Source organism: Brotaphodocola sp. (assembly GCF_983179755.1).
The window spans coordinates 1-11334 of the sequence record NZ_CFAHBC010000050.1; the positions used below are offsets into that span (position 1 = coordinate 1).

Consider the following 11334-nt stretch of genomic DNA (forward strand, 5'->3'; position numbering starts at 1 on the left):
AATTTTCAGGGTTTTAAACACTGTTCAATCTTTCATTTTCAAGGTTCAGTTTGTTACTCATTTGCTTTTCTTTTGAAACAGCTTGTTTATTTTATCAAGTCATTCCGTTTTTGTCAAGCACTTTTTTCACTTTTTGATTTCTTTTTTTAATCAACGCCCTTGTTTTTCAAGGACGCTGATTATAGTATCAAATCTTTTTCTATCTGTCAACCACTTTTTTCATCTTTTTCTATTTTTTTCCAAATTTCTTTCATTTTCTCTATAACTTCCCTACCATCTCCCAATCAGCGCTTAATCCCTTCTCATTTATTCCCTAATTTTTCTTTTTTAATCTCTCTTAATCGCCTATCTTCTTCCCTTTTTCTTTTCCGATCACCTTCATGCCAGCTAATCCTGTCAAATCTGCCAGAATCCAACCAATCGGGATCGCCATCCAGATTCCGATCTCACCAATCCGAGCAGACAGCACATATGCCAGAACCACTCTCATACCGAGAGAGATCACGGTAAGGACAACCGACATCTCCGCCCGCTTGATTGCGCGATAATAACCATAGAACAGGAAGAGACAGCCGATTCCACAGTAGCAGGCTCCCTCAATCCTCAGATAACGGATTCCCGCTGTGATGACCTCCGTCTCACTTCGACTCACAAAAATCCGCATCAGAGGTTCTGCAAACACAAATACAACCGCCGAGATCACAAGACAAAACAGAATGCTCAACAGAAATGCCTGTCTTGTTCCTTTTCGAATCCGCTCCTTCTCTCCCGCTCCATAGTTCTGTGCGACAAACGTTGAGTAGGCATTTCCAAAATCCTGAACAGGAAGATATGCAAACGTATCGATCTTGACTGCCGCTGCAAAAGCCGCCATGACTACAGCGCCAAAGCTGTTTACCAGTCCCTGCACCATCAGAATACCAAAATTCATCACCGACTGCTGAACACAGGTCATCGAAGACAGATTCAAGATTTCATTAAAGATATGTCCGTTAAAATGCTGTCCCTTCCAGGACGGAGACAGATCCGGGCATTTCACTGCCGTGTAGATCCAGATTCCAATTCCAGAAACATACTGGGCAAACACTGTCGCGATTCCTGCTCCTGCAATCCCCCACCGAAAGCCTGCGACAAACAGCAAATCAAGTCCAATATTGAGCAGAGCTGAAATCGCAAGAAAAACAAGCGGAGTCAACGAATTTCCGACTGCGCGCAACAGACAGGCAAAAAAATTATAGAGTGAGACCCCTGCAATTCCAGCAAAAACGATCAACAGATACTGGCGAATTCCCGCCCACACTTCATCCGGAATCCTAAGAAAAATCAGAATCGGATCAATCGCGACATAGACAAGCACACTAAAGATCAGCGTGACCGCCAAAATCAGCGTACACGCATGCGTGATCGAGGTTTTTAAGGCTTTCTGGTCTTTCCTTCCCTGATAGATCGAAAACAGGGTTCCCGCTCCCATGCTGAGTCCCAGAAAAATCGATGTCAGAAATGTCATCAGCGTGTACGCCGAACCAACCGCTGCAAGCGCATCTCGTCCAAGCACTCGCCCCACAATCAGCGTATCCGCAATGTTGTAAAACTGTTGCATCAGGTTTCCCGCCATCATCGGCAGGGCAAACAAAATCAGGGAAGAGGAAATTCTTCCCTTCGTCAAATCGCGATTCATCTGTATTTCTCCAAAAAACATTCTTTTTCTTTTATTTCTTTGTATTCTTTTCTCTATCGCATCCTTTTCCTGCATCCACTTCATCGTACTCTCTTCTTCAGGCAGAGTCAAGCAATCATTTTTTCTAATTTTCGCTAAAACAATATTTCGATATTCCGTCGGGCTCTGTCCCGCAATTCTCTTAAACACTTTTATGAAATAGTTGGCAGGCAAATTCTTCGTGCAATATTGTGAAGTCCCAGATTATCTGCAGTGTGTGTCATATCCTGCAACGATGCCAAGAGCTGATCGAGTTTTTCCTGATCCATCCCAGATCCATCCTCCTCCGCACGGATCGTCAAAATATTGTGTTAAAACAGTTGAACAGATACTCAAAGTCTGTCGACTCCGGATCTTTCCACCTATCCAAATAAGCCTGCAAAAGTATGATAGGGCGCAATTTCCTATCATAAAAAGTGCGCGAGGTCAATGTCTGACATTCACCTCGCGCACTCGTTACTATTTATGTTACTGTTCATGCTCACATGTCCAGTAACGGAATTTTTATTTCCTACATTTTTTACTTACAAGCTATATGTAAGCTAATTAAATTTCATTTTAGCAAGCTCTTACTTGATACTTGACCTTATTTGAACGCAGATACAAGCTCTTCTGCGTCGTCGTAACCCTGCTTTTTAAGCTCGTTAATATACCACTCCTCCACCGGCTCAGTTGCCTTCTTGAAGGACTCGATGTCAAGCTCCTCAAACGGGATAACTTCCACACCGTTCTTATTCTGCCAACGGCTCAGAATCTCGTCGTCTCCGGCACGGTTGATCTCTCGCTCATAGCGAACGGCGAGCTGACCGCACTCATCGACAACTGCCTGCTGTTCCGGTGTCAGGGAATCATAGAGATCCTGATTGATGCAGAAGAACAGACAGTCATAGTTTGCATTCCACATGGATACATATTTCTGTACTTCCTGTACACTTGCCGCATCGATTGCCGGAAGCGGGTTTTCCTGTCCGTCAACGGTCTTCTGCTGAAGGGCAGTGTAGGTCTCGGACCAGTTCATATTCGTCGCATCTGCACCCCAGAGCTCATAGCACTTCATCAACAGGTTCGAACCTGCAACTCTGAGTTTCAGGTTCTTCATATCGTCCACGCTCTTGACCGGGCGCACACTGTTTGTCAACTCACGGAAACCATTCTCCGCAAGACCCATACAGTGCAGACCATAGGAAGAGAGAATCTCTTTCATCTTCTCTCCGCCCTCGCCGTCGAGGATACGGTCAGCATCCTCCGTTGAATCAAACAGATACGGCAGGGAAACCACATTAAATCTCGGGTCAAATGCCGAGTAGATCAGGTTGCTGTGCATCGAGATCTGCACCGGGTCACCGTTCATCAGCGCCTGAATACCCTCGGACTGGTTTCCGTTTGTCAGCTGATCCGCTGCATAGACATCAACCTTGATCTTTCCACCGGTTGCCTGCTCCATCAGCTTTCCAAACATTCTACCGCCCTCAGCCCAGGTACTTGTCTCTGTCGTCGAGCAGGTAAAGTTCCATATCATCTCCGGCCAGTCAAGATCGCTGTGATCCTCAACAGTGTAAGCACTTGTGGAGACACCGCCGTTTGCACCGGAATCTGCACCTTCTGCATTCGTAAATGCATGAACAAGTGTCTCTGCGTCCTCATAGCCCTGAGACTGGAGTTCCTTGATGTACCAGTCAGTTACCGGTTCTACGGCCTTCTTGAAGGACTCGATGTCGAGCTCCTCAGTCGGAACGACCTCAACGCCGTTCTCGCTCTGCCAACGACTCAGAATCTCCTCATCGCCGGCACGGTTGATATGACGCTCGTAGGCAACTGCCTTGCGACCCGCCTCATCGACAACCGCCTGCTGTTCCGGTGTCAAAGAATCATAGAGATCCTGGTTGATACAGAAGAACAAGCAGTCATAGTTTGCATTCCAGAGAGAAACGTACTTCTGTACTTCCTGTACGCTTGCTGCGTCGATTGCCGGAAGCGGGTTCTCCTGTCCGTCAACCGTCTTCTGCTGAAGGGCGGTGTAAGTCTCCGACCAGTTCATGTTCGTCGCATCTGCGCCCCAAAGCTCATAGCACTTCATTAACAGGTTCGATCCTGCAACTCTGAGCTTGAGGTTCTTGATGTCGTCTACGCTCTTAACCGGACGCACACTGTTTGTCAGCTGGCGGAATCCATTCTCTGCCATACCCATGCAGTGCAGACCGTAAGACTCAAGAATCTCCACAAGTTTCTCACCTGCCGGTCCATCCAGAACAGCATCGGCATCCTCAACCGAATCAAACAGATACGGCAGGGAAACCACGTTAAATCTCGGGTCAAATGCCGAGTAGATCAGGTTGCTGTGCATCGAGATCTGTACCGGATCACCGTTCATCAGTGCCTGAATACCCTCAGACTGGTTTCCGTTTGTCAGCTGGTCCGCTGCGTAGACGTCAACCTTGATCTTTCCACCAGTTGCCTTCTCCATCAGCTCGCCAAACTTTCTACCGCCCTCAGCCCAGGTACTTGTCTCTGTCGTCGAGCAGGTAAAGTTCCACGTCATCTCCGGCCAATCGAGATCGCTGTAATCCTCAATCGTGTTAAAGTCCTCACCGTCCACAGAATCGCTATTTCCAGCTACGCCAGAAGCACTTTCATTATCTGCACCGTTTGAGGAATCAGTTCCTGCTGTGCCACTGCTGCTCATTGCTGCCTGGCTTCCAAGCAGAGCCGGAAGACCAGTAGAAATCACCGGAACATAGGTAATCAGAAGCAGAACTGCAACTGAGGCTCCGACCATCGGCATAACCGCGCGGGAAATCTGCTGAAGGCTGACCTCCATACCTTTCTTGAGCTTGACACCGATTGCGACAAACAGGTTTACACCAACCGGAGGGGTTACCTGACCGATTGCAAGGTTTACGGTTGCCATTACACCGAATGCGATCACATTATATCCGAGTGCCTTGCAGACCGGAAGCATGATCGGGATGAAAATGTACATTGCAGAGTTTGCATCGATGAAGCAACCTGCAATCAGGAAGATCACGTTACAGATCAAAAGGAAGGTAAACTGATTCTTTGCAAGACCTCCTAACAGCTCCGATGCAGCGGTGGAAATTCCAAAACGCGTGCAGACAAAAGAGAACAGGGATGCACAGGATACAATCAGCATGATTCCGCCGGTTGTCTTTGCAGAGTCAATCAGAATATCCCAGAGATCTGTCCATTTTACCTCGCGGTAGATCACCATACCGACAAACAGACCATAGACAACGGAAACCGCTGCCGCCTCAGTCGGGGTGAAGAATCCACCGTAAATACCGCCAAGAATGATCAACGGCATCAAAAATCCCCAGAATGCATCCTTAAATGCATCCCAGCGCTCTTTTGCAGACGCCTTCTTGACATTTGCCGGAACAACACGGTTGTGACGAACCTCCCACATAACGACAAGCACAAGCGCAAGTCCCATGAGGATTCCCGGAACGATACCTGCCACAAACATATCTCCGATCGACGCACCCGTGATCGACGCGTAAACAACGAACGCGATACTCGGCGGAATGACGATTGCGATCGAGCTTGATGTTGCCATCAGAGCCGTTGCAAACGGTGCAGAGAAACCACCACGCTCCACCATTGCCGGAATCAGAACAGCGCCCAGTGCTGCCACGGTTGCCGGACCGGAACCGGAGATTGCTCCAAAGAAACATGCCACGATAACACATACATTTGCGATACCACCTTTGCGGTGACCCACACAGGTATCTACAAAGTGAATCAGTCTCGTGGAGATTCCGGCTTTTGCCATGATGTTTCCGGACAGAACAAAGAACGGAATTGCAAGAAGCAGGAATTTACTGATACCAGAATAAATATTTGTTGCCACAATCGTCAGCGAAGTTCCTGAATAGAGGATTGCACACGCTGAGGAGAGTCCCAAGCATACCGAAATCGGTACATTTAAAAGCAGAAGCAAGAAAAAGGAAACAAACAATACGGCACTGACCATTTAGCGCACCTCCTTTTTCTCGTCTGCATCATCTTTCTTCATGCAGGTATCGATACAGAACTCAATAAAATGAAGACTTAAGCATACCGCACCGATCGGGATGAAGGACCAGAAAATCCACTCCGGCCAGTTCAGCACGAAGGTTCTCTTCTGGTTCGCCAGCTGTGCGAACACCTTGTCCATTCCATAGTAAAACAAAATTGCCATAAACAGCACACTGAAAAAGGTGATCAGACAAACCACCGGTTTTTTTGTGCATTTCGGCAGACGCTCTGTCACAAGATTCAGTCCGACAAGACCGCCCTCTCTTGCAGACAGCGCTGCACCCAAAAGGGTAATCAATACAAACACCGCAACGACCAGTTCCTCCGTAAAGGACCAGGAGCGATGAATCACTTTCCGCGAAAATACATTACCCACGGTAAGCACAAGAATCAGGATCATGGTGATAACAAGAACTGCCTTTTCCACCACAGCTACTGCATTCATCAGCTTCTTATAGCCTTTCATAATTCTTCCTCCTAAAACATACCTGCCAGCCTTCTTCCGCCTCTCCTGCAACCTGTTTTCAAGTTTCCGTGTCACTGCACATCCAGCCTAAAAAACATTCCAGGGAAAATGCGCAAAAAAATCCCGCCCCGGCTCCTGCTCTCAGTCAGTTGAACCTGTGCGGATTCTATTGCATCATTGCGGATTCCTTTGTGTTACAAAGATACGATTTACTGGCATATCTTTATTTTACAAAATTTTAATAATTGCGTCAAGTATGATCGAAAAATATCAAAAAAAATATAAAACCATCGCAATTTCATCAGTCGTCCCGAATAGAAGTTCTCGCGGATTGCCGTCCGGTTCCGGATCAGATCATGCGCCGTATTTTTCGCAATCCACTCTGCATAATCGCGGTAGCTCTCCCCGTGTTTCTCAAACGAATGAACAAAAAGAGACTCAAAGCACAGCCTTTCACGCAAATGCTCCCTGAGTCTCTTTTTATTTCTTGCTTTTTATTTCTTTATTTTTTGATTTTTACTTTCTCATCGCATTAGAGATGGCTCATCCAGTTTCCCGCAAGCTCTATCCAGTTCTGGCACTGTGGCTCTACGCGATTTTCCTGTCCAACTGCTGTCTCCTCCGTCGCAAGCGAAAGTCCATGACAGCCGACCGGATAGAGATGCATTTCAAGATTTACCCCACTCTGTACAAGCGCATTCGCAAGCAGAAGAGAATTCTGTACAGGAACAGTCTGATCCGTCACTGTATGCCAGAGAAACGTCTTTGGCGTGTGCGCTCCCACCTGAAACTCTAAAGAAAACTGATCCTGAGCCTCCTTCTCGTCTGCGCGGTCTCCAAGCAGATTTTCCACGGAACCTCGATGGCAGTACTCGCCCGCCGTCACTACCGGATAGCACAGAATCATTCCATTCGGGCGAATCTCCTCATTTTCCGCACCAACTGCCTGTGCCAGCCATTCCTGATTCCAGAACGCTCCAAGGCTTCCCGCAAGATGACCACCTGCCGAAAATCCCGAGACCACAATTCCATCTTCCTGAATCTTCCACTCCTCGGCATGTCTGCGGATATGAACCGTCAACCACGCAAGTTCTTCAATTGCCTGTGGAAAACGACTCGGCGCTACACTATAAGACAGCACAAACGCATGGTATCCCATTGCGAGATACTCAAGCGCAATCGGCTCTGCCTCACGCGGGGAGACGAAACGATATCCGCCACCTGGACAGATGATGATCGCTTTTCGCTTTTTTTCCGCCTCCTCAGGATTGTTATCAATCAGATAGGCCGTGTACGATGCCTTTACAGTCTGTTCATTTTCCTCTCCATTTGCACCAATTCCCTCAATTCTTTCTGTCCACACCTTCATGCTTGTCTCTCTCCTTCTCTCCGTCTTGCTACTTTCTTTATTCGGGAACCACTCCCCGCCTAAGCTCGCAAGCAAGCTATGGACGAGGACTTTCCTGTTACGGATTGCACTGTTTGCACGGGGAATATCCCTGCTCAATCATGTGAGTCCGTGTGTCTTTCACCTGCTTTTTGTTCTCTTCCTTTGTTCTCTGTGCAGAAGAGCAATCTGGCTTGTGGAAAGTTCCCGTATTGACATTTAAAACATATGTCTGCTTTTTTTCATTCTTCGTGTTCGACTTTTCCGAAGTCTTTGTCTCTGCACCCGTATCTTTCTTGCTTCCGTTTGTCTTTGCCTCCGTCTTCGCAGTCGAATTCTTATCCGCTTTTGTCGTCACACCTGCAAGCGCCTGACCGGAAATGGCACTCTCACCCGTCGCATAATCAATCGTGATTCCCGGCTGAACATCATACGCATATACGCAGAACAAAACTCCCTCGCCCTGATCTTCGACGGACTCTGCCTCCATCAGAACTCCGGATGCCACAAGGTTATCGCCCTCAAAAACCGGTGTCACGCGATAGAGTACATGGTTTTTTGTTTCTTTTACATAGTCCGCAACCATGTTTTCAAACGGAAGCATGCCATCAACATTTAAGTATCTTGTACCTGTGATCAGATTCTGCTTGTTGGCGTTCTCCGCGGTCAGCTGATAACCGATCAGATGACAACGGTTATAGAGACTCTTTCCATCGACATTATCGTATTTCACAGAATGCCAGCCTGTCGGCTTCACACTGCTGATGTCACCTCGTTTCTCTGTCGGCATCGTTTCCGTGCTGACCGACGCACAGGCAACACCACAGCGCCCAATCTCATCAAGCTCACTGTAAAATTCAAAAGAATCCCTTGCCGCGTTCAACTCTTCCTCTGTAAAGTACGGAATATTGTCGTGAACTGCCACATATGGATCTCCAGAATACTCCGGCACTTCTGCAAGACTGAATGTCGCACTCGACGAATCCCCTGATTCCGAGGAAACATCCGCCCCTGCCTGTGCCTCCGTCGTTGTCTGGATACTTCCCGATATTTCCAGCTCCGGCATTTGCTCGCATGCAGAAAGAACCAGTGACGTTGCCATCACCAGACCCGCAATCCATATTTTCAGTTTTCTCATAATTCTAAACTCCCTAACTCTCTGTTATCGTAAATCTTGTAAAATTCCTTATGTCGTCAAATCGATGCCTATGGGGACTCCGTGCGCGATTTCCATCAACTTCGCTGACCATTCTCAGACAGTCACTCCTTCGCCTCTCCATTTGACTGTGATACCTGTGAATGAGAACGATAAAATTCCATCGTAATTTTTTCATGGGAAGAACCTTCAAATTCCTCACTCTCAGTCAACTTCCACTCTTCTCCACTCAAATCAAGATCAAAAAAGCGGTCGGACGGATAAACGCGGTTCCACTTATAGAGAATGACTCCCTCTATTTTCTCTGTATATTCCGAAACGCTTTGATTCTCGACAAAACAGATCTCATTTTCCCCAGCCCGATCTAAAAAGTCCTCATCCACACAGATATTCGGCTGTGCAAAATCCTCCTGCGCTCCTGATTCCAATCCTGCATTTAACTGCTCGCTGTCTTTCAAAAAAAGAACTGCACTGTACGAATTCATCCAGATCATTCTTCCCTCTGCCAATTTCCGCAAATGCTGTCTCTGAATGCGATCCTGACTCTGTCTGCGTTTATTAAACATCATTCCATTTTTATCGTCCACACAAACTGCAACAATCATATCCTCACACTCCTTCCCCCAAACTTTCTCTCATCACAATTATTTTCTTATCCCAGCTTATCCTTTATTTTAAAATAAACCTCCACCACATGCTTTGGCATGACCGTAATTACATAAAAGACAGGAAAAACAAGCATCGTTGCAAACGCAAATCCAAACGCAAGAGGTGCATACGGATGATGTATAAGACCAAGAACGATGCTGACAATCAAACTAATTGGCAGAATCAACACCATGATAAGTGCTATTACTCGTCTCAAAATTCTCACTCCTTTTTCTAAATTTCATATACTTCTCTCAGATACAACTTTCTCAGCTTCCCATTTTCCATCACACAGACAAACTCCCCAGCTAAACCTTCCTAAGAGAATACTCTCCGATTATACCATAAAACTCAAAGAAAAGATATGAATTTGATTTTGCTCTTTCTTCGTGCTAAAATAAAGCTAATAACATTATCTTTTTTCAAGGAGGACTTGATTTATGGATAGCATTTTTCACAGAATCAGTGTCAGAAAATATGCGGATAAATCCGTAGAAAAAGAAAAAATCATGCAGATCCTAAGAGCCGTCCGCAGGAAGATCGCTTCCATCCGGAGCGAATTCATTTTATTAAGGATTGATTGCATTAAATACAACACCATATTAGACAACAAAAAGGCTTCTCCTTCAATTTTTTCGATTTTCAGAAAAACGGAATTTTGATTGCTGTTTCGATTTCTGAAATCTTTAACTTGAACGAGAAGCCTTTTCTTTTTTATAATCTTGGAATTTATTTGATCGGAACGAACCCTCACAACACATGAGGATAAAAAGAATACGAATTTAGAAAATAAGTAAAAAATTTAGAATTAACATATTTTTTAATTTTGGAATTTTCTAAAACTATTTAAAATCATCAGTTTAAAATCCGGAATTTTCCAATCAGCGGAAGTTCTTTTGCCTTTCCACTCAGGGCATTTGCCACTCCCATAACAAACAGCACCAAAAGCAATATGTAGACAATACCAGTAAATGGAAGGATAAAGCGCATCTGCCACCAGAAACGACTGAATGCAAGCGACAGCATCGAGGAGGCAAACTGCCATCCCATTGTCACAATCATAAGAATCAAGCCCTGATTTGCATGAAATCTGGCATACTTGGATTCTTTTGCGAGAAAAATTGGCAGAATCACCAAAAGCGAAAAATAGGAAAGTACTGCTAACAGCTTATTCTGCTCGATATCCTCCACTTGAAACTCTCCACTCAAATCTTTTGCCTGACTTAACTGCTCCCATGACTGCGGTTGCTGAGACTGTGTGTGTGAAGATGTTGATGTCTGTCTGCTCTGCTCTTGTACGGATGCTCCACACCCCGGACAAAACTTTGTTCCATCACTCAGTTTCCTCCCACATCGTGCACAAAATACCATCTTTCTTCTCCTTTCTGTTTTGAATTATTGAAAATCTATGGCAATTTTTATAGGTTCTGCTTTATACGCAAAACCTGCGTGCCCTTGTTATATTTTCTTCTTGTTATACTTTCTCTTTATTATGCTTTCTCTTTATTTTTGTTATGCCTTTTCTTTGTTATGCCTTCTCTTTGTTATGCTTTCTCTTTGTTATGCTTTCTCTTTGTTATGCTTTCTCTTTACGGCTCCGATAGCAGGATAAGAAATTCTGCAAACTCGCTCTCGCTCCGGGTTCGACGTAGTGGTGCATAAGGCTGTAAACCACACAGCCTAAGCACCAACGTCTCACACGGGTTTGCAGAATCTTTCCTGCTTCGTCGCCTGCCCACTTTATCTACTATCATCACACTACTCAAGTCTATCCCACACCTAAAGAAGGGGGCTAACTATACATATCCATTTTACACACACTTATATACTCTGGAAAATTTTGAATTATTGTAAAAGAATAAAAATAAGAGAATAACTGAATAACTGAATAACTGAATAACTGAATAACTGAATAACTGAATAAC

Annotated in this window: 8 protein-coding genes; all 8 read right to left on the reverse strand. The window is 45.5% G+C overall.

The window, feature by feature from the left end:
* Nucleotides 1–337: 337 nt before the first annotated feature.
* A complete protein-coding gene (locus AC4EVX_RS12185; RefSeq protein WP_490160294.1) occupies nucleotides 338–1678 on the reverse strand; it encodes an MATE family efflux transporter in 1341 nt (446 codons plus the stop codon).
* Between the two features lie 625 nt (nucleotides 1679–2303).
* A complete protein-coding gene (locus tag AC4EVX_RS12190; protein ID WP_490160295.1) occupies nucleotides 2304–5708 on the reverse strand; it encodes a TRAP transporter large permease subunit in 3405 nt (1134 codons plus the stop codon).
* Nucleotides 5709–6218: a TRAP transporter small permease subunit gene (locus AC4EVX_RS12195; RefSeq protein WP_177977984.1), complete on the reverse strand. Its 510-nt coding sequence runs from the start codon at nucleotides 6216–6218 to the stop codon at nucleotides 5709–5711. It lies immediately after the preceding gene.
* A 532-nt stretch (nucleotides 6219–6750) separates the two neighbouring features.
* Nucleotides 6751–7587, reverse strand: coding sequence for an alpha/beta hydrolase (locus AC4EVX_RS12200; protein WP_308452081.1), 837 nt, complete (start codon nucleotides 7585–7587; stop codon nucleotides 6751–6753).
* Nucleotides 7588–7684: 97 nt separating this feature from the next.
* Nucleotides 7685–8743, reverse strand: a complete 1059-nt coding sequence (locus AC4EVX_RS12205; protein ID WP_490160296.1) for a DNA/RNA non-specific endonuclease — start codon at nucleotides 8741–8743, stop codon at nucleotides 7685–7687.
* 122 nt (nucleotides 8744–8865) lie between these two features.
* Entirely contained in the window at nucleotides 8866–9366 is a 501-nt protein-coding gene (locus tag AC4EVX_RS12210; protein WP_490160297.1) for a ribonuclease Z, read from the reverse strand.
* A 47-nt stretch (nucleotides 9367–9413) separates the two neighbouring features.
* A complete protein-coding gene (locus tag AC4EVX_RS12215) occupies nucleotides 9414–9626 on the reverse strand; it encodes a hypothetical protein (protein ID WP_308452084.1) in 213 nt (70 codons plus the stop codon).
* 638 nt (nucleotides 9627–10264) lie between these two features.
* Nucleotides 10265–10780 carry a zinc-ribbon domain-containing protein gene (locus AC4EVX_RS12220; protein ID WP_308452199.1) on the reverse strand — a complete coding sequence of 172 codons (516 nt, stop codon included), beginning with the start codon at nucleotides 10778–10780 and terminating at the stop codon, nucleotides 10265–10267.
* Between the last annotated feature and the right edge of the window lie 554 nt (nucleotides 10781–11334).